General features: G+C 38.1%; 18 protein-coding genes. 2 read left to right on the top strand and 16 right to left on the bottom strand.

The window, feature by feature from the left end; genetic code table 11:
• Positions 1 to 134: 134 nt before the first annotated feature.
• The 3 genes from JW841_01550 to JW841_01540 form a co-directional block, all read right to left on the bottom strand.
• Entirely contained in the window at positions 135 to 2,072 is a 1,938-nt protein-coding gene (locus JW841_01550; GenBank protein ID MBN1959604.1) for a hypothetical protein, read from the bottom strand.
• The gene (locus JW841_01545; protein MBN1959603.1) at positions 2,066 to 4,342 is read right to left on the bottom strand and encodes a hypothetical protein; all 2,277 of its coding nucleotides are present in this window, start codon (positions 4,340 to 4,342) and stop codon (positions 2,066 to 2,068) included. Before JW841_01545 ends, JW841_01550 begins: the two co-directional genes overlap by 7 nt.
• 481 nt (positions 4,343 to 4,823) lie before the next feature.
• Entirely contained in the window at positions 4,824 to 5,339 is a 516-nt protein-coding gene (locus tag JW841_01540; GenBank protein MBN1959602.1) for a hypothetical protein, read from the bottom strand.
• Between the two features lie 631 nt (positions 5,340 to 5,970).
• Here JW841_01540 and nagZ point away from each other — a divergent pair.
• Positions 5,971 to 7,071 (top strand): beta-N-acetylhexosaminidase, encoded by a 1,101-nt coding sequence (gene nagZ / locus JW841_01535; GenBank protein ID MBN1959601.1) that lies wholly within the window; start codon positions 5,971 to 5,973, stop codon positions 7,069 to 7,071.
• A 26-nt stretch (positions 7,072 to 7,097) separates the two neighbouring features.
• Here nagZ and JW841_01530 read toward each other — a convergent pair whose 3' ends face one another.
• From JW841_01530 to JW841_01475, 12 genes are all read right to left on the bottom strand, one after another.
• Positions 7,098 to 8,036, bottom strand: coding sequence for an NAD-dependent epimerase/dehydratase family protein (locus tag JW841_01530; protein ID MBN1959600.1), 939 nt, complete (start codon positions 8,034 to 8,036; stop codon positions 7,098 to 7,100).
• A gap of 24 nt (positions 8,037 to 8,060) precedes the next feature.
• Positions 8,061 to 8,879 carry an acyltransferase family protein gene (locus JW841_01525; GenBank protein ID MBN1959599.1) on the bottom strand — a complete coding sequence of 273 codons (819 nt, stop codon included), beginning with the start codon at positions 8,877 to 8,879 and terminating at the stop codon, positions 8,061 to 8,063.
• A gap of 187 nt (positions 8,880 to 9,066) precedes the next feature.
• Positions 9,067 to 9,984, bottom strand: coding sequence for a 4-hydroxy-tetrahydrodipicolinate synthase (locus JW841_01520; GenBank protein ID MBN1959598.1), 918 nt, complete (start codon positions 9,982 to 9,984; stop codon positions 9,067 to 9,069).
• A gap of 206 nt (positions 9,985 to 10,190) precedes the next feature.
• A complete protein-coding gene (locus tag JW841_01515) occupies positions 10,191 to 11,405 on the bottom strand; it encodes an FprA family A-type flavoprotein (protein MBN1959597.1) in 1,215 nt (404 codons plus the stop codon).
• Between the two features lie 44 nt (positions 11,406 to 11,449).
• Positions 11,450 to 12,283, bottom strand: a complete 834-nt coding sequence (locus JW841_01510; GenBank protein MBN1959596.1) for an inositol monophosphatase — start codon at positions 12,281 to 12,283, stop codon at positions 11,450 to 11,452.
• A complete protein-coding gene (locus JW841_01505; protein MBN1959595.1) occupies positions 12,284 to 13,699 on the bottom strand; it encodes a UDP-N-acetylmuramate dehydrogenase in 1,416 nt (471 codons plus the stop codon).
• A 51-nt stretch (positions 13,700 to 13,750) separates the two neighbouring features.
• Entirely contained in the window at positions 13,751 to 15,016 is a 1,266-nt protein-coding gene (locus JW841_01500) for a serine hydrolase (GenBank protein ID MBN1959594.1), read from the bottom strand.
• Positions 15,013 to 15,906, bottom strand: a complete 894-nt coding sequence (locus tag JW841_01495; GenBank protein MBN1959593.1) for an LD-carboxypeptidase — start codon at positions 15,904 to 15,906, stop codon at positions 15,013 to 15,015. The genes JW841_01500 and JW841_01495 overlap by 4 nt, the downstream gene beginning before the upstream one ends.
• Positions 15,907 to 15,975: 69 nt before the next feature.
• Positions 15,976 to 16,440: a hypothetical protein gene (locus JW841_01490; protein MBN1959592.1), complete on the bottom strand. Its 465-nt coding sequence runs from the start codon at positions 16,438 to 16,440 to the stop codon at positions 15,976 to 15,978.
• A 38-nt stretch (positions 16,441 to 16,478) separates the two neighbouring features.
• Positions 16,479 to 17,894, bottom strand: a complete 1,416-nt coding sequence (locus tag JW841_01485; GenBank protein ID MBN1959591.1) for a hypothetical protein — start codon at positions 17,892 to 17,894, stop codon at positions 16,479 to 16,481.
• A gap of 17 nt (positions 17,895 to 17,911) precedes the next feature.
• Complete coding sequence (locus JW841_01480; protein MBN1959590.1) at positions 17,912 to 18,655, bottom strand: hypothetical protein; 744 nt, start codon at positions 18,653 to 18,655, stop codon at positions 17,912 to 17,914.
• A 99-nt stretch (positions 18,656 to 18,754) separates the two neighbouring features.
• Positions 18,755 to 20,788 (bottom strand): HAMP domain-containing protein, encoded by a 2,034-nt coding sequence (locus JW841_01475; protein MBN1959589.1) that lies wholly within the window; start codon positions 20,786 to 20,788, stop codon positions 18,755 to 18,757.
• 517 nt (positions 20,789 to 21,305) lie between these two features.
• Here JW841_01475 and JW841_01470 point away from each other — a divergent pair.
• Positions 21,306 to 22,997 (top strand): serine/threonine protein kinase, encoded by a 1,692-nt coding sequence (locus JW841_01470; GenBank protein ID MBN1959588.1) that lies wholly within the window; start codon positions 21,306 to 21,308, stop codon positions 22,995 to 22,997.
• Here JW841_01470 and JW841_01465 read toward each other — a convergent pair.
• Entirely contained in the window at positions 22,990 to 25,686 is a 2,697-nt protein-coding gene (locus tag JW841_01465) for a PAS domain S-box protein (GenBank protein MBN1959587.1), read from the bottom strand. The genes JW841_01470 and JW841_01465 overlap by 8 nt on opposite strands.
• Between the last annotated feature and the right edge of the window lie 79 nt (positions 25,687 to 25,765).

The following is a 25,765-nucleotide window of genomic DNA, read 5'->3' as shown; positions in this document are numbered from 1 at the left end:
TAAATAAAGATATCATTTTAAATAGCTGAACGCATTATGCTCCCATTACAGAAAAAATCCTTCTACTTATAAAATTAGGTATTGTTAATTTTTTAGCAATCCCCATATAAACAATAAGTGCTACATAGCTTATACTATTTTATGACTTTATTACTAGTTCTTTCGTTGGAAGTATCACACAAAGCACTAAGTAAAACACAGTTAGTAATATGCTCACGCGCTAATTTTTCGGCTTCTTCGTCTGTTTTCGCTACACCAAACGCCATTAAATCATTTTTGACGCTTTCAATACTTTTATTTAGTACCTCTGTGTTAACAACATCGTTATTTGGTTGAAGTTTATCTAATCCTGAGCGTTCTGCTGCAAGGACCAGTAATTGATCATCAAGATACTCGCGCAATGCTACTTGTGCGCGTGGGCAAGCATTACTTCCTAATGCTTTAATTATTGAGCTACGATAATTTTCAAAAACTGATGGTGGCTGACGAAAATGGCCGACTTCACAGAGAGATAATGAATAGCCACGCAATAAACTGGTAAGAGCTAATGTCGTACCAGAGGTTATAACTGCCCCATTATTACGTAAAACTTTTGAAAGTTCAGTAACTTGTTGTTGGGTCGTTGCCTCTGTACCAGAATTATAACGTTGCCAGCGTCTTACTAAAATTTTAGTAACATCAACTGTAGCGCGACCTATGTAATGCCACATAATCATTTTTTGTTTTAGTGCCTTTTCTTGTGCAGGAGTTAAATGTCCGTTGACCGCCTGATTTAATGCCTGCTCTGGCATTTTCTCGATTTCTTGATAAAGTTTTTCAATCCCAACTTCAAAACCTGCAGAAATGCCAATTCGATATGGATTAAAACTGGGACCAAGCTTGGTCATCATTACTAATAGTTGTACAAAAGCGGCTCTATTACTGTCATTACCAAAAGCTTTATGAGCACTGGTATTAATAACATCGAGTGTCATCCCAATGGTGCGGTAATAAGCGAGATCATAAAGAAAGCGCCCAGAAGTACCTACTACACCTGGTAGATTAATTACTTGGTTACGTATTGGGCTAATTAGTATGGTTTTTGCTTTTTGAAAGGTTTGGAATCCTTTTTTAACCGCCAAAACACCACGACTAGCGAATATAAGTACTTGTGTCCCTTTACTTAAGTTGTTGGCGGTAGTAGATATTTTAACTAGATTGCTGGCTTGAGCAAGAGTAGCCACACCAGCTGCTTCTACGGCTCCACCTAGTAGCATCAAGGTTGCAACATCGAGTACTTGGAGAGCAACCCAATTATCTTGTAGGTTTTTAGTTGTTTTCTCCGTACTAATCTGTAAATTTTCAAGGCGAGAATTTACATCAGGTAGATTTGGCGCAAATACTACTTGAGTAAGATCCAGGCTTTGAGTAATTGCTTCATTTAAAAATATGCCCTCAGTTTCATTCGTACCAACAAACAATTGACCGGTATTAGTAGTATTCCATGCGTTTATTATGGCTTGGGCTTGTAAAAAATTGTTATTACAAAATTGAGACAACATTTCAGCGTTATTGCTGCGTAATGCAGTTATATAAGCTAAGCGCTCCTCTTCTTTTGTAAGTCGACAATAGATATCTATAGCCATTTGTAAATCTTGTTTTGCAATATTTGTTAGCGCACTGATTTCATCAGACAGTTTTTGTTGATTTTTATCTTGCGATATTCCTCTATTGATACGCCCAAAAATAGTACCAACAACTAAACCACCATGATCACGAAATGCATCATATTTATCACTGATACAGTCTATACCTTTAACCGTCGCAAAGGTTTGTTGTTCTGTTAGCTCATCAAACATTTGTCTTTTTATCTGTTCAATCCCATAACTCAAATCAGACATAATTGTATTATAATAAGAGCTAACGGCATTTTGAGACGAGATGGTAACGATGTCTTTAATTTCATCAAGCAGCTTATAGAAACCTGTGCTTTCACTGTATGCAAAATTAGTACCAAAAAATATTTGTCGCAGACAAGCCAACGCAGTCTGGGTAAACATTTCTGATATTTTAGCCTTATCATCTTTTACCAATATATTAACAACGCATTTATTTCACGTTGATGCCATATAATGGAATTTCTTTTAGATGCGTCAAATGCTTTTATGTAGATATCGCCGACACCAGCACTTTGAAGATTTATTAACGGATTTGCTTTATTAAACGGAATCAAAAATTCTTCGCCAATGATAACGTCAGTCATACGAGAATCAAGAAAGTTTTGCGTCTCTTTGTTGCTTTGTTCTTGAGCAATTTCTACCTTACGTTTTTTATCCAGTATTTTAATTTTGATTTGTAAATTTTCTTTAGTCTTTTGTTTTTCTGTTTTGGAGAGTTGCAGTTTTAGCTTTTGTTTTTGATATTCAGGCCAAGCTCCTGCGGTAAGACGTGCAGCAAACTCATCTCGTTGACTAATTATTGCGTCGTATTCTTTTTGGGAGTTATGTAACCTCCAAGTAGTATAGAGTATTTGCAACTCATTACGACCAACGATACTATAAATTTGAGTTGGATAGGTTGCTCCTAAGGTAGATATTGGTAAAGAGTTAAGTTTTTTTAAGGTTTCTTGATAAGCTTTTAGTTGGGTATCCTTATCTGCTGCTCGTTCTTCGAGGTAATTAACAAAATCATGGAGATTTAGTTTTTGCTCGTCTTGCTCATCAAAGGTTTTCTTGCCAACTTCCATAGAGACGCGCGCATCTGCCGCCAAAAGTTCTATTTCAGCAATCTCGAGTGATAACATCGCAGCATTGTGGCAGAGAAGAGCTAATCTTACTCCCACTTGTGGGGTTGCAGATACTTGACATTGTTGTTCAAGATCATCGGCCTCTGCTTCATAGGCATCACTTAAACAAAAAACTGCCGTTGCATAGTATTTTGCTATTTCGACGATGGTATTATCATTTATTTCATTTACTTTTTCATTGCGCAGTATCTCATGAATTGATTGCAGTTGTGGTCTAATCTTTTCTAAAGCTTCTATTATATCAGCACGAGTAATGCTGTCTTCTGTCCAATATGTGTTGATTGAAATTGTCTCTTGGACCCAATGTAGTGTGGTTCTTATATTTATTAGTAATAACTCAATTTGTTTAGCGCTTTTGATTTCATTGCCAATATCAGTTGCATCAATTTTATGTTTAACATCTGCTTCCACTACAGCATTCGCTGCTGCATAACGACCAGCATTAAGGCGCTCAGGATCATTATTATGTGTTTTTTGGGTAACTCGTTTGGCATGCCGCTGATACAAACTTGTTAAAACTGAACGTGCGGCTTTCTCTTGATTGGCAATAAGATCGCTATAATTATTAATTGCTATTTTAGCACGCTCGACCATTTTTTGTGTCTTGATGATTTCTTCATCATTTGGGGATAGATTTAAGACTTGATAGTTTAACTTTACGTTTAAACTATCAAGACTATGCTCGGCCATCGCTAATTTAAATCTATTATCCTTAAGATTATAAAAAATATTTGTAGCATTACTTACAACAATATTTTGTTCTTTTTGCCAAAATTTGGTTTGCATAGCCTGCATAGTAAGCAGCAGCGGATTTTCTCCTGTTTCAGCTTCTATCTCGCCGCGAAAATGGGCAACATACTCACCATATTTAAGTAACAAGTAAATACTGTTTGCTATTTTCTTTTCTAGATATTTTGATTTATTGTCAGCCTGCTGATGCCTTATATAAACCTCTATCACATTGTTCGGAATGCTTCCTGTTGCTAACCATTTCAACAAATGTGATTCTGTGATTTGTAATTCATTAAAAATTCTTTGAAACTGTGGCAATTGTTTTTTAAGTTCATTAAATTGTTGCCTTATTATTTTTTCTGCACTCGCATCCTGAACCATTTTCGCTTTATTTAACGCATCAATAACATCCTCAATATTTTTATAATAAATGTTGTTCCCGATGATGCCATTTTTACTAACAAGATTAAATCCCAGTTGTGTTGAAGATACACTTAATGAAGATGGCATAGTTAATGATGAATCAGAAAACAAACAAGTACTTTTTGATGGTAGGTATAACTTTTTATTTTTATCTGAAATAGCCGGTGTTACTTTATCGCTATGCGCGCGATTACTATCGATACCTTGATAAAATTTTACTAATGATTTAGTAGCTTCTGGTGCTACAGCTACAGATGAATCAAAAGTAAAACCAATTCTTTTTTTAGGAAGAGTTAATTTCTTTTTATTATCATTAATAATTTTAGTTTGGTCTTCGTTTGAAGAAAATGAAATATTTTCAGGCAAATTATAAGCCAATAATTGTTTGGCTGTTTCAATCATTATACTGCTCTCCTTTTTATACCACAACCGGTAATAACAAATAACCAATGTTTAGATCTGAAAGATTACTGTATTGATATGAAGCCAAATTTAAATAATTCATACAAAGTTATATTCACACAAAGAGATTACGATGGCGTAAAATCATAGCAACAAGTTTGAATCATTTTCGCGACAAACAAAAAGACTTAACCCATTTTATTTTAATAATATAAGCATAGTAATGCTATCGCACGTTTCACTCTTAACCGCATGCAACATAACTGTGACATAAATTATGTAACGCGGTTAGTTTGTAACATTTTCGTTAAAGACTATTTTCAAAGCAACTACTTTACATATTTTCCGGCAACACCTAAAAGTGTTTTACAACAATATTTAATATAACTTTTTGCTAATATTAACGGCATTTTAAAAAAAGGAGCAAATAATGTTGACTATAAATAGTAATCAAATAACACCAGCGGCTAATGTTGGAGAATTATGTAATAAAGCCTGTGGAGCATTGTGAAGATTTAACCGCTGAACAAACATAATTAGGAGAGACAGCACCAATATTAACGCAAGTAGCTTCAGCACCTAATCCTTTTTTAGTGCAGTCATCATTAGTATTGCTACAACTATGTTTTTGACCTAAAGTTGCAATACTAGTTTCACATTTACTCCATACATATTCAGTGCAATCGGGGTCGTCTGATTTGCAATTACATATACGACAACCGCCATCACAACCTTGACCACCTTCGAAACACGACAAAATATCCCAGCGCACGTCACAGCTTTCGGTAGTATCTTCAGTGGTTGCGATATTTTTTATACAAAGTGCGCTATTAGTTGCGCTTAAACTACAATCCAGAGAATGTAAAGTAACACATAGTTTATTAGTAACACCGGCTACTTCATCAGTAAATTCTTGGCAGGTATAATTAGGAGCACATAAATCATTAGCGTCACATGGACGGTTACGTTCTTCTTGTTTACTATTGGAACAAGCCACTATAGAAAACATCAGGAGCGAAATTGCAGTAATGCGAAAGACAAACGAAAACCTTATAATAACCTCATAATAATTATGGCCAAAGCACATACCACCAGTTTAAACTCACGTATCGTTTGCGGTTTAGTGTACCAACCGCGAACAACCTTAAAAAAGCTATTTAATGTAATATCGTTCAAGCAATATTATGCCTATTTCTACAAATGTCTATCTGCTAAAGTGTATCATTTATGTGACAATACAAGGCTAAGTTTGTATAGCTAAATGCAAAATATTGCTTGATATTTGCCAAATACAGGCAACCTGACATGCAACATTATCGTAACATTTGTGGCTACTCAGGAATAATATTTTTATAATTTAGCGATACATAGTGTCTCTGCAGACACGAACAACAATAATTCGTCAACTACAGCTAAAAGCCAAAGTCATAGACAGATGACTCAAACAGCCTAATACAGTCATTACAGCCCATATTCTAACTATGCGCCTTCAGCTCCGTATCAGCCATTTACAGTATCAGAGCCGATGGATAATTCATCGTCTACTGATTAAAAAAACCACAAACATACAACCTCAAATTACTATTTAGGGTTGTGTGTTTCTTTGTAGAAATGAGATATATGCACCTATGACAAAAATATTATTACCTCGTTCTGAAGTACGTCGTGCTATTGGCAATATGATTATCTGTGGTTTTGATGGAACTAGCATTACCGCAGAATTGCGTGAATTATTACGAGAAGTGCAACCACTAGGGATAATTCAGTTTTCACGAAATATTGAATCATTAGAACAAATCTGTGAGTTTAATCGCGAGTTAAAACATTTCCGCAAAGATGAACCATTATTATGTTCTGTAGATCAAGAAGGTGGCCGCGTAGCTCGCATTCGTGAGCCTGCAACAATCTGGCCTTCAATGCGTCAGCTGGGTAAGTTAAATGATCCTAAACTCGTAGCATCAGTGGCTAAAGCAATCGCACAAGAGTTAAGGGCTTTAAATTTTGATATTAATTATGCCCCAGTGTTAGATGTAGATAGCAATCCCCAAAACCCAATAATTGGCGATCGATCATTTTCAAATAATCCACAGTTAGTTGGTAAACTAGCTTCTGCATTCATTGCTGGCCTACAAAATGGTGGTATTGGCGGTTGTGGTAAACATTTTCCTGGCCATGGCGACACCGATAAAGATAGTCACCTTGAATTGCCATTTGTTGATCATAATTTAACTCGACTGCGTGAACTGGAATGGCCACCATTTCATGAAGCTATTAAAGTTGGCGTTGGAGCAATTATGACTGCGCATCTGATTGTTGTATCACTTGATGAAAAACACCCGGCCACAATTTCAACTCAAGTATTAAAATATTTGCGAAACGAACTAAATTTTAATGGTGTGATTCTTAGCGATGATATCGAGATGAAAGCGCTCGCTGATCACTTTAGCATTGACGAAATTGCTACTCTTGGAGTCAATGCAGGCATAAATGTTTTCTTGGCCTGCCATGAACCAGCTATTGTATTAGAATTGTATCGTGCATTAGTGCTAGCTGTTGAAAATAAAAAAATTTCTCATGAGACTTTATTATATACAGGAAAACGCTTACAAACCTGGAAACAACGGTTCTATCAACCTGCTACATCATGGGTGCAAACCAAGCATTTAATCGGTCCAACTGCCCATGGTGCATTAATCGATAAAATACAGCAGCTATCATTGCTTGTTTAGTGGTTAGCCGTAAGCTAGTACTAAAATTAACTACTACCTGGATATAAACTTCCAGCTTTAAAAGGTTTGAGTATTTTTTCAAGAAAACGCGTAATTTTTGCGCCAAGCACTTCTTGAGAACGACGAGTGTCTAGTACGGCATTAAAGCGTATATGATCAAGCTCGGGTGGTGCAAAAGACACCATACGTGATTTAAAAGCATGTTCTAAAAAAGTTTTCAAAACCACATAAGGGAGAGGCAAAGTCGGCTTATTTAATATTTTTAATATATAATGCAGCGGAACCGGTTCAGTGCCTGCCAAATTAAACACTCCACGAACACCTGGCATTAGAGCATTTTCGACTAAAGGCAACAAATCTTCTTCGCTAATAAGCTGCAGCATGGGATCGTATCCCATTAAAGTGGGTACAATATTGAGCCTTAAATATTTTGAAGCAGCATTTCGTACATGTGGACCAACTATATGACAAGGCCTTAAAATAACGGTTTCGATTTCATTATGACGCCAAAAAAATGATTGCACAGCTCGATCTACAGCAACTAAAGTGCGCATGCCAGTTGACGATTGGCTTGCCATTAATGGTGCGTCTTCATCAATAAAATGACTATTAGTCGCTATTGGCCCATAAACATCACCAGAAGAAAGCAGTACTAATTTTTTGATGTGGTATTTTACTATCAACTGTAGCAATTTCTCAGTACTAAAAATATTGCGTGTATAATGCTCTTCGTTAGAGAAACGAAAATTGTGCGTAACCCCCATATGCATTACTGCATCAAATTTTCCTTCTTTCAAAATATTTTCAGCAGTTCGTCTACGTAAATCAATTTGATGATTCTCGATTTCAATCGGGAAACAATTAGGAGGTCGTGAATCAATACCCACTACGTAATGATTGCGGTGTAACTTTAATGCCACCCGCCGCCCCAAGCGACCCGAGCTGCCGGTGAGTAAAATACGCATTTATACCTACCTTTTTTTTAAACCTCACCAAAAGACATGCTCGCGTTGGGATAAACCAGCCGTAATCATTTGTTGCATGGTTTGTTTTACTTGCTCAACTTTTTCGCTAATAATCGTATCATCATCATTTGCATCACCTGAAAAATTAAGTGGTTTACCAAAATAAATACGATAGCGCGTTGGCATTGGGAATAAACCAAGACCTGGGATTAAGGGGTGGAAAGGTGTTACGGGTAATGCAGGAATACCTAATAATTTTCCAACCCATTCAAGATTAGCAAAAGCAGGCGCTTGCTCTTCAGCACCAATTACAATCGTTGGTATTATCGGAGTATTTGTCTCAAGCGCCAGTCGTATAAATCCACTGCCAAAACGTTGTAGTTGATAGCGTGCATCCCATGTTTTGTTAAGTCCTTTAACACCTTCTGGAAAAACTAATATTGCTTCTTGGGCTTCTAGCAATCGTTTACAGTTCTCTTGAGTACCCAAAATTTGTCCACATCTGGCTAAAAATACTGACACAAAAGGTGTTGATGGTATGAATCGATCTAACATTGCACGCAAATAGCGTGGTGGCTCTCGTTCTACAAAAGCCGCAACAGTAAGCATTGCAGCATCAAACGGCAATTGGCCAGAATGATTAGCTACAATAAAACAACGTCCATCAGGAATATTTTCAATACCAAAAGCTTGAGCACGGAAATAACTACGATAAAACCAAACAGCTAGGCCAAAAACTTTCTTAAGGTACTGAGGGTCAAAACCAAAAGCATCTACACCTGATTGACCTAACTGTGCAGGAATGCGATCAATGCGCTGTTCTAACTCGGCACTAGGCGCCATCACCGTATTAAAGGTTGCTTTAACCTTACTAGCAATATCTATTGCTCTAACAGCTAAATCAAAAAGATTCACTCTACAGGCTGTATCTGAGCCGCAGTATTGGTGTCAACTGCAACAAAACTTAACGACGCAGTGCAGTACTAGTAAAAAACGACTGACAATAAGAAAAATCGTTATAATAATGCAATTAGCCTTTAACGCGAGCTAATTCAATTTTAAGTTTTTGTTTCAGATCTTCAGGTGCATCTACTAATGGCAAACGTACTGGACCACCAAGCTCCTCGCCTTCTGTCAAAATATCGAGTGCAGCTTTAAGTGGGGCTGGACTAGGCATTACAAAAAGCATACGTATTAAATCAGTAATCATAAATTGCAATTTACGCGCTTGTTCAACTTGACCTTTGTTAAAAAGGTCTATCATTTGCTTAATTTCATTGCCTAATAAGTGTCCAGAAGCCGCAATCGCCCCATCGCCCCCAAGACAAATATTCATATAAATAAACTCATCTTCACCGGTTAAAAATGAAAATGAACGGCCTAATTCAGAGCGACAACGTCGGGCTACATCAGTAGAAAGAGCTAAATTATTTGGACAATCTTTAATACCGATTATATTTTCATAACGTTGCGCTAGACGAATAAGGGTATCAACTTGAATTGAAACGCCGGTTCTACCAGGATGGTTATACAGTATTATCGGTAACTTAGTATTTTGTGCCACTGCCGAAAAATGTTGATACAAACCATCTTGATTAGGGCGGATATAATATGGCGATACTAAAAGCACACCAGCAATACCTGAACGCTCGCAAAACTGCGTCATTGCAATAGCTTCTTGTGTATTAGCGCTACCAGTTGCAGCCAGTACCGGTACTCGCTCCTTAACAGCTTTCAATGTGCGTAAAATTACCACTTCTTTTTCATCATGTGACAATGACGTTGATTCGCCGGTGGTTCCAACAGCGATTATTGCATCAGCGTTTTGTTTATCAATGATGAAGTCTACTAATTTATCTATTCTTTCGAGATCGAGACTACGCGCAGCATCATTTTTAAATGGCGTAATATTTGGAACAATCATCCCTTTTAATTCACGCATTGTCATAACGTTTCTCTTTTACTTTCTTGCAAAATTTACAGCGTTGTCTAACCTTAACACAACAACACATATAACAAGAAATACAAACATGTAGCACTAAAAAAACAGCATTTAATTAGGGACACCCCTTAATAAGTATCATGAAAAAAGTAAAGAAACCGCTGTAGTAGTCACTAAAGTAAATTCGATCAGTAACAATTTCTTGTAAATTTTTAAGATTTTCGTGTTAGCTTATTTGATAATGCAGCATGACGTTCGCTAATAGCTGCCACTAATGCATCTATCGCTGCGAAATCATCGGCTTTGGGTGCGCCTTTGCATAATACCGGTGGTAACACTTCGGCTTTGATATTTGGCATAACTCCTAGAAGTTGCTCGACGAGTTTACCACCCCAACCAAATGACCCAAGAATAGATAAATGCAGCAATTTAGGTCTCAATATATTCAATAGATATGCCGCATATACTACTTTTGGATGCGCCCCCATAAGAACCATAGGCGAACCAACTACGACTGTAGCTGCATCTACTAAAAGCATTGCTAGCTTACCAATATCACCGTCGCCTAAATTAATTTGCTCAGTACAAATACCGCGTCGAGCCATGCCATCAACAAAATACTCAACCATCTGACGAGTACTGTCATGCATTGAAATGTACGGCACTACAACTAAATTACGTGGCGGCGAACTTACCCAATCAAGATAAGCATCAGTAATAAAATTGGGTATATTAAAAATTGGTCCATGGCTTGGTGCAATGTAACTAATTTCTAAATCATTTATTTTTGCAAGTTGCTTATTAATATTGCTGCGAAAAGGCATCATTATTTCAGCATAATAACGCTTGGCACCCAATAAAACATCAGCTTGGCTGTCGGCAAATAAATCACCTGTGGCGAGATGTGATCCAAACAAATCGCAAGAAAAAAGTACTGCGCGCTCAGGCAACCACGTTAACATGGTCTCGGGCCAATGCACCCATGGGAAATGAATGAATTGAAGAGTGAGGCCACCAAGATCGATAGTATCACCATCTTTAACAACTAACATACGCTCAGCATCTATATGCAATAGATCACAAAGCATCCCTTTACACTTCTCAGTAACTACCACCTTGGCTTCTTTATGTTGCTCAATCACTATAGGTATTGAGCCAGAATGGTCCTGCTCGGCATGATTAGCAATAATATAGTCAATTTTCTCAATACCAGTACTCTTTATGCGACTAAGCATAACTTCGGTTTTTGCTGGATCAACTGTATCGATAAGCGCTGTGTGCTTAGAACCACGAATTAAATAAGAATTATAACTGGTGCCATCAGGAAGTGGTATTAGTTCGTCAAATATCCGACGGTCCCAATCAATTGCCCCAACCCACATAACATCATCAGTAACTTTACGAGCTTTAAAATCGCGTAATTGCATAACTACTTTCCTTAATAATTTTTCTTTAAATCACTATCTTTTTGCTATGTTAAATTTTCACGAGAACCAATCGGCAGCTGCCGAGATTTTCGTAAGGCCTGTAATAACTCTTCATGAATATATCCATTGCTTACTACAATATCAAGTGACTCTGATTGAAGTGGGTTACCTTGCAATGTTGATATTTTACCACCAGCTTCAGACACTAAAAGAATGCCACCTGCAATATCCCAAAGATTGAGTCGATATTCCCAAAAAGCATCGAAACGACCACATGCGACATAAGCAAGATCTAATCCTGCAGAGCCACAACGACGCACACCTTGAGTTAGTAAATTTAAACGACAAAATTCAGCATGATTATCATCAGGGTTATCAATACGGTCATAAGCAAAACCAGTAGCAGGTAATGACTCAATGAGTCTACCTACATCTGATACCGATATAGGTTTACCATTTAGTGTTGCTCCTGTGTTCTTATTAGCAACAAACAACTCATCGCGTGATGGGTCATAAGTAATCGCAATGCTACTTGCATATTTATTGGGGGCTATACGTTCTTGTACGGTTATAAGTACAGCATAGTATGGTACCCCATGGGCAAAATTAGTTGTGCCATCAAGTGGGTCAATTACCCAGCGCCAAGGGCCATCTTTTTGATTATCACCACTCTCTTCAGCAAAAATTGCATGCTCTTTATAGCGCTTATGTATTTCGGTTAATATATATTTTTCAGAAGCACGATCAGCATCGGTTATTAAATCAATACTACCTTTATATTTAATGGTGCGAGTATTACCAAATGCATCACGTAAAATATTGCCTGCGCCTTTTGCAATAACAACAGCATCTTTATAAATTTGGTCTTTAGTAGTCATTTATTTATTCCGGCGTGCCGCTAAATCACTGAGTACTTTAATATGCAATCCCCCAAAAGAACCATTTGAAAACAAAATAATTACATCGCCTCTAGTTGCTTCTTTGTAAATCGTGTTAGCAATTTCATCTACTAGCGCGATAGCTCGCGCATTTATCCCTTTTTTCTGTATTTGCTGTACTAATAACTGAGGATTAAAACGTTGTGCGTAAGGAATTTCATTCATACGCTCATGACTAGCAATCACCACCATATCGGCATCTTGAAAAGCATCAACATATTCGTGTTGTAATACATTTCTGCGAGCAGTAGCTGAACGCGGCTCAAATACTGCCCATAAACGACGATTAGGCCAACGTACCTTAGCAGCGTTTAATGTCATACGAACCGCAGTTGGATGATGGCCAAAGTCGTCAACTACCGCTATACCATTTGGTTCACCCAATAACTCAAGGCGACGCTTTACCCCACGAAAAGTTGCAAAACCATGCGCCAACTCATCACGATTAAGCCCAGCATCAATTGTAGCGGCAATAGCCGCAAGAACGTTTTGCACACTAACCTCACCCCACAATGGCGCATTCATAGAACCAAGCGAAACGCCATTAAAGACTGGCGTAAAAATAAGACCATTTGGACTATCAATATATTCTTTTAAATATAAATTTACGCCATCTTGTTGGTGCAAAGCATACACCGTAATATGCCTATTGCCAGCATATGCAAGTTGTTTGCGAGCACGCGTAGCGCCATGCCAAACTATTAAATGGCCATCTTCAGGTACGGTTTGCACAAGACGGCCAAAAGCTTTTTCGACTGCAGCAATATTTTCAAAGATATCAGCATGGTCAAATTCAAGGCTGGTGATTATTGCAGTACGTGGTCGATAATGAACAAATTTCGGTCCTTTATCAAAATATGCTGTATCGTATTCATCACCTTCGATAACAAAAAATTTACTATTAGTTATGCGAAAAGATTCTGGGTAACCAATTAATGCCCCACCAATTAAATAAGACGGATCACGCCCAGCGGCTAGTAAAAGATGAGCTATTAATGCCGTTACCGTGGTTTTACCATGCGTTCCGGCTACGACGATGCTATGACGGTCACCAATACCAAACTCAGCAATAGCTGCAGGCATTGACATTTGTTTAATGCCTTGCTCGCGTATAAAAATCGCCTCAGGATTGCTGGCCCTAATCACATTACCAACAACAACCAAATCAGGACGACGGCTAAGATGCTCAATGTTATAACCATTAAGAATGGGAATACCCCATTCTCTTAGTTTGTCGCTCATGGGAGGATAAACATTTTCATCGCTACCAACTACTTCATGGCCTAATTGTTTAAGTAAACCTGCTAAGGCACCCACTCCAGTGCCGCAAATGCCGAGCATATAAATATAACTCAAAACATCTATCTCCTAATTTAAAACCTTTTAAACCTAATTCAGGGACATCCCCTAATAACGACGGCCACCATATGGTGAAGACGTTTGCACTGAGCCTTGAGTTGATGAATCATAAAAAGCTTTTGAACCCATTGCTTGATTGATCTGTGGTAAAATTGCCTCTCCGTGTTTGGCAATTAGTTCAAATACTCTTAATTGAATTTTAGCAATGGCTTCAATTTTGTCAGTTGCGCGAGGATGATTGCCATTAGCAAGGAAAACTCCCGATATTTTACTTGCTAGATCAATCCAAATCGCTCCAGTTAATGGATCAACTTGCCCAACTGATGATTGAGAAAACCGTTTGCCTGCCTTGGGATTATTAACAGTTGTGGTATCCCAAGCTAAGGCGCGAGTAGCAGAAGCTAAACGTTTTGAACGAGTCCAAAAACGTTTTACTGCACCACCTAAAAAAAAGCGCCCCGTACCATGATAACTTTGCTGTAATGCATCGATAATAGTCCATACCGCATCAATTGTGCCAAAAAGCCCAGCATGACCGGCAACGCCACCCGCTATCCATGCTGTAGCATCACTAACTTCACCTTGAAGCAATTTGTTACGCCATGGACATTGCTCACCCGCAGCAAAAACCCTTTTAGCACTAAGCATTGGATGATGAGTTTCATATAGGCGCACAAAAAATATTTGGTCAGCAATCCCTAGAGGTTTAAATATTTCACGTTCTAAAAAGATATCAAGCGGTTTTCCGGTAACCGCTTCAATGATCCACCCAAGCACCATGCTATTAACCGCTGACTCCGTAACCATACTACCAGGTGTAAATGATAATTTTAATTGTGGGACTACCCGCTTAAGCTCCGCTAAAGCAGCACTTGTACCAATAATACGTTTATCTGGTGGACGACGATTATCGAGCTTGCGCAAATAATTTGATAGGTCATTGCTCGAAGGAAATCCGGCACAATGTTCTAACAGCATCGAAACTGTTATTTTGCTAAAACGACTATGTTTAAACTCAGGTATGGTACGATCAAGTGGAATATCTAAATCTAAACGGTTTTTGCTAATAAGGTATAGTGCTGCTAATCCAGCGCCTAAAACTTGAGTTAATCCTCCAAGGTCAAATAATAAATTATAATCGCTACGGCGTACAGGTGGTGGTTGTGACACTAAACCGTACACACTACGATGAAAAATTGTGCTACCCACACTAGCAATACATGCTGCAGCAGAAAAAGTTTTATTATAAATGCCTGTTTGAATGCTACGATCGATATCAGGAACAGTTGGTTCAGGCTGTTGCATTACGTTCATGGCTGCACCGTTAGCGTGGCGTTTTGTGTATTTAATTCTGCTTGTGCCCCAAGCAATACCGCACGCGCGCTCGGTTCATGACCAAAAGGCAGCCCCGCAAGAATAGGTAAATGCATATCTGTTAAGGCACTAAGTATGGCTTGTAATGCAGAATTTTTATCGTTACCTGGATCACAACAATTAGTAAGTTGCCCCACAGCTACACCGCGAACTTTACTTAGCACTCCAGAATATCGCAATTGTGTTAGACTACGATCAAGACGATAGGGTCGTTCACCAATATCTTCAATCATCAAAATAAAATCATCTAAATTTGCATATACGCCTGTACCACTCATCGCTGCAAGAACAGTAAGATTACCACCTAATAAACGTCCTCTTACAAAACTTGGCCCACCAGATATAACTTCTCCCTGATAGATTATGGGCTTGGGACAACTCAACAATTGAAATAATTCTTGGCGTGCTTTTTCATCCCAGGTTTTTAACGTAGTAATATTAGCACCGTGTATAGATACGATATTGGCTTGCGACCATATAGAATGTAAAGCAGTCGTGTCAGAAAAACCAATTAGCCAACGTGGTGAAGTTACAATTTGATTTATTGAAATATGGGGTATTATTCGTGTAGCTCCATAACCGCCTCTAGCAACCCATATAGCTTTGATATCTGGTTCATTTAATGCTGCTTTTAATTCATTAATACGTCTACTATCACTACCAGCAAGATATTGCTGTGATACAAATATATCTTGATTATAACGTGTTTGAAAACCAGCTTGCCTGAGAATTTCTATTCCAGATGTGAAAGCATCATGGTCAAAACAGCCACTAGGGGCGATAACACTGATAACGTCACCAGGTGTTAAAGCAAGAGGTATGATTGCCATACCTCTGCTTTGTAGCGTACCAACAACAATAGCGCTACCCCTTGCTGGGTAAGGATGCTTAGTTATTAGCTAACGTAAAGGATACCCCTGATCCTTAGGCATTTTGCCATTAACGCTAATAACACGCACACTATCATTTACCTTATCTATTGGTAGGTAAACAATTGCACCTTTAAGTTTACCAACAACCGCACAGGCAAGTTCAGGAGAACGTACAATCGGTGGAGCTTTTCCTTGGCCACGAATTAACCGATCAACCCAATAGCGCCCAACTGCATCAGGGTCCATCTTAAGAACCATTTTATCGAAGACGACTCTAATATCATTACCTGGTTCGTAATTAAAAGGTAACATCCTTTGTCCATCAATTTCTGAAATTTCAGCCATGAATAAACGGCGCAATTGGTTAAACGGTATGTTGGTAAGTAGCGAATCTTTACCAACAACTATTACTAACACATTTGCACTTTCGGCAGCCTTAGCTTCTACACCTAACGGCAGAATTGCTAACAGAGCACTTAATAACGCAATCATAGCGTGACTCCGCGTTTTCATTAGTGCTTGTCCTTTCCTTAGAAGCCCCAGGCAAGTTGAATTTCAATGCCATCGTGCCTACCTTCATTGCTACCATCATCCATAACAAAATGATGGTTTGCATATACTACTTTGGCAACCGCGTTAGGTAGCATACGATAATTTAAGCCTAGATTATGAATGATAATGCTATTGTAGCCTGAACCAGCATATACATAACCACCAAAATAACGCTCCCACGAATAAAACGGCATAAGTGGTAGCCATGGTAAGCGATAGCCAGCTACAGCATAATAACTCAACATACGGCCATCTCGTGGGAATATGCCAGCTTGAAACCCTTTGCCGTTAGGACGGCCATGTTTTGTATAAGCGCGCTCATTCCAGATAGCTTCGCTTTGCAAAAGTATTCCTTTATATTCCCACTTAAGATCAGCAGCTATCGTAAATTCGTCGTATTGTTCAAGAATAGGAATTAAAGATACTATTTTATCACCTTGCATTTGCGTTTCTGGCGCATCGCGATCAGTATATTGGCCTTTGTAAAACGATACCCCTAATGTTAGCTCACCCAAAAGGCGAGTTCGACCATATAACCTACCACCAACTGCTTTATTTTCATCAAGGTCACGCCAAGTATCAATAGGCCCGCGACCATTAGAAACCGTTAAGTTATAGCCCAGCAAAAAATCGCCCAGGCCTTTGGTGCCATATAATTCTAAGCCGGTTTGGGTTTGCGGAAAAAAACCAGCACGGATTAAATACGGAGCAAATGCATTAATAATAACCAAAGAACTATGATCGACGTTCCAAATACCAATTGGTGTGGGGAATTGCCCTGCTCTAATATTAAGCAAATCACTTATTTGATATTCAAGCCAAACACGTTCAACGGAAATACCGCTCCAGGTAACATCTTTGCCAGGTTCATTATAATCAAAGACTTCATTGTTATAACGCGGATAATCATCTTCTTCGACATCTTCGCGATCACTGCCGTGTGGTAAATATAAAAATTGAACTTCGGCAAGAGCACGCCAGCGTCGTGCCAAAGTTGCATCAAAATAAACATTTAAATGACCAACCGTAAAAGTTGGATATGCTGCTAACTGCTTTCCCCTAAAATCCGTCGGCATCTTAAACCAATCAAGATAGGTAAAATCAGCAAAGCCATAAATGCTTAAGTGCTTTTCAGTAATAGGCTGATAGGTATCCAACATTGCAGTAGCAACTGCAGCCGCTGCTGCGGCATCCGCATCTGTGGTTTTCTTTGTAGCAGAAGCAGTGGCAATTGGCTCTGCAACTGGCTCATCAACTGGTTCTGATAATGTCGTTTCATCATCATTTCCAGTAGCTGAGTCTTCCTGTGCATTTGCACCATCGCTAAAGGCGAAATTAACGAAGCCCGCCACCAATAAAGATGCAAAGCACGATAATAGCTTTGTAGTTTTCATGGGGTGACTTCAACCTTTCATTTATTTACAGCGCCACATTCAGCGCCTAAGTCAACGTTATCGTTAATCGCCGATTCTGGGTAACAATAATTTGTAGGTATCCCTCTAGTACCACCGGCACTTAAATAAGTATTTCCAACAAGTTTTGGCCAGCTACAACAGGCATAACCGCGAGGACAATCAAGTATATCATCTAAATCACAAGCAGCTACTTGACAGGTATGGGCGAAAAAATAATCACAACTCCAAGCTTCATATTGTGCACAACCATCAGGACCATCGCAGGCCTTACCTAATCCTGTTGCTGGTCTCATACAGTATTGAGGCGATACTCTTGTTTCACAAGTATATTTACCTAAACAGTCATTATTGCTGCTACAACCTTGTGTGGTGCAATAACCAACATTGCCACCATCAAGCAAATGGCAATAAGTAAAAATTGTATCATCACATGGTTCTGTAGCACTGCATGGTTTGCCTTGTTTACTAACAACACATACGCCTTCACTATTGCGTAAATAGCCTTCAATACATTCGCAGGTATCGCTAAAGGCTTGTTCAAATTCACCGCAAGGTATGCAACGACCAACCTCTTCAGGAATGTGGTTTGGTTGGCAAACGCAGACGCTATCTTTAAGTTCTAAACCTTCACCGCAAGGGTCGTCAGGATCATAAACACACCCCGCCAATACAAATAAAGGTATCAGCAATGATACCCCCCAATACTGTTGCATTCGTGGCATACAGATTTTGTGGTTCACTGCGTCCTCCTGAAAAATACTGTTTATAAAAAACGTTACTTAAGCGTAGTCATCCTCTGACTGCACCGTAAATAATAATTATCTTAGCGTTAAAAAATATTATGCACGAAAAGCGCGTACCGCTTTGTGAAGAACTTCAGCCTGCTTATTTAGTGAGTCAACTGTTTGGTGCAGTTCGCTTGCTGCACTGCGTTGACTATCAGCGACTTGGCGAATACCATTTACTGATTGTAAAACACGATCTGCACCACTAGTTTGCAATCGTTCACTATCATTAAGATGTTTAACCATATCTGTAATACTATTAACAGAATCACCTATCTGCTCACTGCCATGCATCTGTTCAATAATGGCTTTTTGTACTTGCAATGCAACGTTGCGCATCCGTTCGGCAATATCATGAATTTCAATTGAGCGTTGCGATTGTTCACGAGAGCGAGATGAAATTTCTTCTACCGATTTTACTATACGTTGGGTTGCTGTCGTAATAAGACGTGAACTTTTTGTCTGCTCTAAACTAGCATCGGCTATCTGACGCACCATAGAAGTGGCTTTATCTGCCGAAGATGAAATCAGACCTAAGGCATCTGAAGTTTGAAGGCCAAGTCTTACTGCATTGTCGACTTCTTGCAAACTTATATCAATACTGCTTTTAGCATCACTAGATTTAGATTTTATATCTTGCACTACAGTTGCAATATCTTGCGTCTTATTACGGGTATTCATTGCTAAAACTTTAATTTCTTCGGCGACTACAGCAAAACCACGACCATGCTCACCAGCACTTGCAGCAATAATCGCAGCATTTAGCGCTAACAAGTTCGTTTGGTCAGCAATTTGATTAATGACATCAAGCATAGCACCAACATTGCCAATCTGTTTATCTAAATTCTCAAAAGCAACCGAAACAGATTGAGATGAAAGTTTCACACGGTCAACACCCTCTAATGTAGCAGCCAGAGCTACTACACCGTTTTGAGCATGATTTGAAACTGCATGCGCTAATGACGAAGTTTCACCAGCATTATCCCCAACTTGAGCAATCGATGCATCCATCTCAACAATAGTAGAAGATGTCTCAGCCAACGAAACGTTAAGGTGATCAATACTATTCGCTATCTGAACAATGGATTCGGTCAATTGTTCAACAGCGCGCATAGTTAAATTGACTGACGACTCCATCTCTTGCACACGAGTTGATACTTTTTGATTTACCGTCACCATCTGTGAATTTGCAGTTGCACTATTCTCGGCATTTCCCTGCAGCACTTCAACACTTTTAGCAACAGTATGCAACGAATCTAACATTTCAGTAGTTGTATTTGCTGTCTCGATAACACGAGACTGTAACAATGTTGAACCTTCATCAACTTTTCGAGCTATTGCTAAAACACGTTCAGATACTTTTGTGATGCCCAATGTCAATTCATTAAGTGTCTGACGAAAACGTTGCAACATCATTACCATTTTTGCAAAACTTGCCGCCAATACCCCTATCTCGTCATGACCACGAATATTAATTTCTTGTGACCAATCACCACGATCAACAATATTACTAGTAATACGAGTTAGCTCATAAATAGGTCGCACTATTGTTCGACCTATAATAATCGATAGCAATATCGTCATAAAAGCAGCTATTGCAATAACAATAGAAAACATCACAAAATGCTGTTGAGCGGTTTTTACTCTTTCAAGCGTATATATTGCCATTGTACTGCCAAGAATTATACCTTGAACACCTATATCGAGACGAGCCCCTAATGTTTCATCATCAATGAACACCTTAGTTCCAGATTTAGCTGAAGATAAAAACTTGACATAGGCATTAATATTGCCAAGGCTAGCCATTAACTTGCCGTCATTATCAAAAAGACCTATTGCTAGTAGATCAGGGTCACCTATAAAACTCTGTAATAATTCTTCAAGGGTTTTACTGTCCTTGGCTGCTAAAGGGATTTCTGCATTTTCGCGCAAACTAAGTATTGCATTATTAATTTTTACATGAATGCTTTGTTCTTGAGCCGTTAAATTAGCAATACGATAAAAATCTCTCCCCATAAATGAAAATAACCCTACCAATATAATAATAATACTTAAATTGAAGATAAGTAGCTTATTTCTAATAGCCATAAAGGAAAATAGTCTTATTGAACCTTTATGTGGAGTGAGAGCGACTTTTGTCTCTGCTCGCGGCTTAAAAATATGAAGCATAGCCTCAAATTCTGTTTGCTGTTAATAAATTATAAAAAACACCAACTCCCCCATATACATTAAATAGATTACCGCGTTACTTAGACCACCGCATATATATATCCAAGACTTACTAGTTTGTCAGATACCCCAAATGAATACCAGAAAAAAAATCACGCCTATTATCCAGCAGAATTAAATTTATATGAAAATGAAAGATCGCCCATATTTATAACCGCATAAAAAATCTTATGATTTAGCGCAAATAACTTTTTAACTCATATAATTTTGCAACTCGCATAAAACTAAATTATTTTCTGTAGTTGCATTACTCATTTGTCAATTCGATGTTTTCCATGATATCTTGGTTAGCAATATTATTGTTATAGGGTGAATAGAGCAAAATAGGGTTGGAGTAATAGCTATTGTTACCGCAGCGTTAAAACAAGACTCTAATTTGGTATTCGGAAAATACCAAGTAATCAAACGCCTAGCCGTGGGTGGAATGGGTGAGATTTTTCTTGCTCGACAAACCAATGGCATCAATAATTCTGAACGTTTCATAATTCTTAAAACCCTTCTTCCGAATTTAGCGCGTGAATCTGGTCATGTTGAGCAGTTTCTCGACGAAGCACGCGTTGCTGCCTTTTTGCATCACCCTAATATTGTTGAAGTTTATGAGGTTGGCCCTTGGCAAGATACCTATATAATTGCAATGGAATTTATTAGAGGCGAAAATTTAGCCCGTCTAATGACTGCAATTATTCGTAATAATGAGTCTTTGCCACGCCACTTAGCAGCAAAAATAGTGCATGGAGCAGCTTTAGCTTTGCATCATGCACATCAATCACATGATACAGACGGACACCCACTTGGTGTAGTACACCGTGATATAGGTCTACAAAATATTATGATCGACCACAATGGAGTAACCAAAGTAGTCGATTTCGGCATCGCTCAAGCAATTCATAAAACCTCTATTAAAAGCTCAAAATTAGTAAAAGGGAAACTTAGGTATATGTCTCCAGAACAAGTTCTAAATAAAGAACTTGATGGACGTAGTGACCAATTTTCACTTGGGATTGTACTATGGGAATTAGTAACCGGAAGAAGATTATTAAAAGATAAAGAAGATACAGAAGTTATTAAAATTCTGACTCAAAGTGATATATCAACACCTAAGAGTATAGATCCATCGGTTCCAGATGAGCTTAACTTTATAATTAGCAAAATGCTCAAAAGAGACCGTGAACAGCGTTATACAAATTGTAGAGAAGTTGCTATAGCATTAGCAAAATATATTGAGGAAAACGAAGAAGATGCATCAGAAGATTGCTTAGCTGATTATATCAAACGTCACTTACCAGAAAACATTATTGAATCGCCACTTGAACACCACTTAGAGCAAGAACACGAAGTATTTACATTTGCGACACGAAATAAAAAGAAAGCTACGACTCAAGAAACTACACGCGTAAATATACAGCAACAGCAAATAAAACTTCAAAATAAAAAGCAAAAAAACATTTTAGTACTGACACTAATATTAATATCTATAATAAGTATCGCACTAATTACTGTTGGTGCAGTAATCTGGCGAAATTTTAGATATACGACTCCTTCATCAGTACATATTGTTGAATATAATCCACCTCAACCGCCTCTGGCATCACTAAAAATTTCAACAATACCAGCTGGTGCTCAAATATTTCAGGACGAGCATATTATTGGTATTAGTCCGGTAACTATAAACACTCTTCAAACTGACACTACCTATGAATTTAAACTTGCTAAAGAAGGCTACCAAGAATCTTTCGTTTCGGTTACGTTATCTTCTAAAGAATCAAGAATCATCTATGTTTCCCTTTCACCATTAGTTGATCCACTCTTGGCACAATTAGAAAATCAAGAAAATCCGTTCGATGAAGCTAGTGACAAACTAACACAATTTGGATTTTTTGTTTTATCATCTAAACCAGGTAACAAAGTAGCTATTGATGGCAAGTATTATGGTAATACGCCTATTAATAAAATAAAACTTTCTCCAGGTAACCATATTTTACGAATTAATACAGAAGATACCCAAAAACTGATAACACGAAAATTCAACATTCGTATTGGTTCAACAACAAAAATGAAAATTAAATAGAGTTATTAAACGATTCGGCAACGGTTATTTTCAATCTTTGTAATTGATGCTTAAGATTTTCAAAAAGTTTATCAATCGATACCATTGCATCATTACGGGCTGCCTGTTCGATTTTACTAGCAGCTATTTTTAAACCTTCTGCTCCAACCGTTGCTGCTGCTCCTTTAATAGTGTGGGCACGAAATTCTGTTTGCTCTGTATCATGTGCATTGATTGCATCATATAAGTGTTGCATTAATTGAGGCATATCCTCAATAAAACCAGTAATTATTTTATATGCCATAACTTCGTCGTTTAATACTCTTTTCATAAATGCTTCACGATCAAATGCGATTACTTCATCATGTTCAGCTTGGGGTTCTGTTGGTAACCATTTTGCAAGCATCTCGGCAACAATCCTTGGGGTAATAGGTTTGGCAATATAATCATTCATACCAGCGGCTAGACATTTTTCTTTTACTCCACCTAACACACTTGCTGTTAAAGCTAAAACTGGTATTTGATGATTCAGCACCAATGATGATTCATTACGAATACGTCGTGTTACCGTATAACCATCAATATCAGGCATTTGGATATCCATTAGCACTAAATCAAACGGATTGCTTTCAAGTATTTTCAATGCCTCATTGCCATTGCTAGCAATTTCAGCTTTGACACCAAGCTTACGTAAAATACCCAGAGCTAATTGCTGATTGGTGTAATTATCTTCTACGATAAGAACACGCGCGTTAGATGCAACTTTAGGTAAACTTTCATTAATTAAAGAAGGTACATATACAGAAGGATGTAAACCTATGCCTACTTTAATGGTAAACCAAAATGTTGCACCCTTACCTGCTTCACTTTCAACACCTATTTGTCCACCCATTAATTGCACAAGTCTTTTACAAATAGCTAAACCTAACCCTGTACCACCGTATTTTCTCGTATGAGACGGATCAAGCTGCGTAAAACTCTTAAATAAGAGTCTTTGCATTTTTTGTGGAATTCCTATGCCTGTATCACTAATTACAAAACGAAGTATTACCTTATTTCCGTCAGCTTCTACAAAATTTGCACGAATAGATACGCTACCATTTGAAGTAAATTTTATTGCATTACCGGCGAGATTTAACAAAATCTGTCGTAAGCGACCAGCGTCTGCATGGATTATTTTAGGAATCGCGGGATCAACACAACAGGTATATTTTAAACCTTTGTCATGAGCAGGAACAATTAAAGACTGGCTAATTTCATTAATCAATATATCAATATTAAAATCTACATTTTCGATCTCTAATTTGCCTGCTTCTATCTTAGAAAAGTCTAATAAATCATTTAGCAGTGCCATTAATGAATCAGCACTTGAACGAACCATTTCTGCATAGCGTCTTTGTTCGTCACTTAAATTAGTGTCAAGCAATAGTCCAAGCATACCAATAACACCATTCATCGGTGTACGGATCTCATGACTCATCGTTGCTAAAAATTCACTTTTAGCAGCATTTGCTCGATTGGCTTCAGCTGCCATAACACTAGCTCTAGATGTTGCTTCTTGAAGTTCGCGATTAAGTCTATCTCTACTTTCTTCTACAAGTTTACGTTCGGTGATATCCATCACCACACCAGCTGATGTTTCAAGATATCGTTGCCCTGGTGGTCCGGCAAAAGATGACCTTCCGCGAGCCATTAACCAACGAATCGAGCTATCTGCTCTACGAACTCTAAATTCAGCTCGTAGGACACCATTCCCATTTGGATCACGAGCTTGTGCTAAAGCACCAAGCACTATTTCTTGATCTTCGGCAATCGCAGCTTCAGCCATCCAATTTTCACCAACCGGCAGTACTCCATTTGGATCAAGCCCATGAAGTGCCAATAACCCGAGCGAAAAATCTCCCGTGTTTGAAACATGATCATAGCTATAAGTACCCATTGCAGCTGCTTCTGCAACTAACTGCAAACGTTCTTCATTTAACTTTTTTTCTGAAATTACTCGATGTTGTTCAGTAACATCACGAATTGATGCAATAAAAATTTTACAGCCAAGGTATGTATGGTAAGAGCCAGCAATTTCAACTGGAAAAACCGTACCATCCTTTTTGCAATGCCAGCACAATTGTACTGGTTTCTTTTCTATCAACTGGTCATTTTTGATATCCGCAGATTTGATTGCTAATGAAGTATATTTTTTTTCAAATAATTCTTTGCGCGTATAACCATACAATTGAAATGCGGCTGGATTAGCATCAATAATCATATTGCTATCATAATCAACTAATAAAATTGCATCAGCATCTGCTTCAAAAAGCCAACGATAGCGCTCTTCAGAGTCTCGTAACTGTTCTTCAAGATACTTAAGCTTACTAATATTGTGAACTATTCCTTCTACCCCTACTTCATGACCTTTAGCGTCTTTTATTAAGCGTGCGCTTATTGAGACTTCTAATGTAGTGCCACTTTTAGTTATTGCTGTTGCTTCAAAATCTTTTATCGAACCATTTCTTTTAACGGCTGCAAGCATTTTGCTACGCTGTTTTGGATATTTCCATATTATTGCGCCTGATTGACCTATCAAATCATTTGCATTGTCATATCCAAGAATTTCATAAAAAACGTAATTGATAGTAGTAATAATACCCTTGGCATCTATACGAATATAGGCTTCATTAAGCCCATTTATGACATCATATTCAGTCATTTTCATCCACGTACTCTTAAGAAACACTAACCCTTAACATAATAGTTTTCTATTGGAATCATTACCGTCACCAGTGGCCACGGTT

The organism is Deltaproteobacteria bacterium (genome assembly GCA_016931625.1).
In the GTDB taxonomy this organism is placed as follows: domain Bacteria; phylum Myxococcota; class XYA12-FULL-58-9; order XYA12-FULL-58-9; family JAFGEK01; genus JAFGEK01.
This window is presented reverse-complemented; position numbering and strand designations above follow the sequence as displayed.

Excerpts from the sequence above, each read along its gene's own strand:
- JW841_01545 (MBN1959603.1), bottom strand. The coding sequence starts at position 4,342 with ATGATTGAAACAGCCAAACAATTATTGGCTTATAATTTGCCTGAAAAT.
- nagZ (MBN1959601.1), top strand. The coding sequence starts at position 5,971 with ATGACAAAAATATTATTACCTCGTTCTGAAGTACGTCGTGCTATTGGC.
- JW841_01530 (MBN1959600.1), bottom strand. The coding sequence starts at position 8,036 with ATGCGTATTTTACTCACCGGCAGCTCGGGTCGCTTGGGGCGGCGGGTG.
- JW841_01525 (MBN1959599.1), bottom strand. The coding sequence starts at position 8,879 with ATGGCGCCTAGTGCCGAGTTAGAACAGCGCATTGATCGCATTCCTGCA.
- JW841_01520 (MBN1959598.1), bottom strand. The coding sequence starts at position 9,984 with ATGACAATGCGTGAATTAAAAGGGATGATTGTTCCAAATATTACGCCA.
- JW841_01515 (MBN1959597.1), bottom strand. The coding sequence starts at position 11,405 with ATGCAATTACGCGATTTTAAAGCTCGTAAAGTTACTGATGATGTTATG.
- JW841_01510 (MBN1959596.1), bottom strand. The coding sequence starts at position 12,283 with ATGACTACTAAAGACCAAATTTATAAAGATGCTGTTGTTATTGCAAAA.
- JW841_01500 (MBN1959594.1), bottom strand. The coding sequence starts at position 15,016 with ATGAACGTAATGCAACAGCCTGAACCAACTGTTCCTGATATCGATCGT.
- JW841_01495 (MBN1959593.1), bottom strand. The coding sequence starts at position 15,906 with ATGGCAATCATACCTCTTGCTTTAACACCTGGTGACGTTATCAGTGTT.
- JW841_01490 (MBN1959592.1), bottom strand. The coding sequence starts at position 16,440 with ATGATTGCGTTATTAAGTGCTCTGTTAGCAATTCTGCCGTTAGGTGTA.
- JW841_01485 (MBN1959591.1), bottom strand. The coding sequence starts at position 17,894 with ATGAAAACTACAAAGCTATTATCGTGCTTTGCATCTTTATTGGTGGCG.
- JW841_01475 (MBN1959589.1), bottom strand. The coding sequence starts at position 20,788 with ATGGCTATTAGAAATAAGCTACTTATCTTCAATTTAAGTATTATTATT.
- JW841_01465 (MBN1959587.1), bottom strand. The coding sequence starts at position 25,686 with ATGAAAATGACTGAATATGATGTCATAAATGGGCTTAATGAAGCCTAT.